At 78.2% G+C, this 440-nt stretch carries 1 pseudogene; it reads right to left on the bottom strand.

Features of this window, described 5'->3' with window-relative positions:
* Window positions 1-440, bottom strand: a pseudogene (locus FV217_RS23175) (translation initiation factor IF-2); the annotation flags it as partial.

Below are 440 nucleotides of genomic sequence, written 5' to 3'. Positions count from 1 at the left end.
TGCCGGAGCAGCCGGACGTGGCGGAGCGGCGGCAGCCGGAGCCGCCGGCTGGGCCGGAGCCGCAGCCTGAGGCGAGGCCTCGGGTGCCTGCGGCGCCTCGACCGGAGCGGCGCGGGCAGCAGCATCCTCTTCGGCGCGGCGGCGGGATTCCTCGGAAGCGCGACGGCGGTGCTCGTCGTCCTGCTTGCGGCGATCGTCCTCCTCGCGGCGGCGGGCCTCCGCCGCGTCGCGCTCGCGCTGCTCGGATTCGTCGCGTTCGCGGCGGGCACGCTTCTCGGCGTCGGCCAGCGCACGCATCTCCTGCTCGCGCTTCTGCGAGTCGGCCAGAGCGTTGGCGCGGGCGTCGCGCTCCTGCTCGCTCAGCGTGCGCAGCACCATGCCGGAGCCCGAGCGTCCGGCCGGGGGCCGTGCGGGGGCGGGCGCCACCGTCGGCGGCGCAG

The sequence above is a fragment of the Methylobacterium sp. WL9 genome, assembly GCF_008040035.1.
GTDB lineage: Bacteria > Pseudomonadota > Alphaproteobacteria > Rhizobiales > Beijerinckiaceae > Methylobacterium > Methylobacterium thuringiense.
This window is presented reverse-complemented; position numbering and strand designations above follow the sequence as displayed.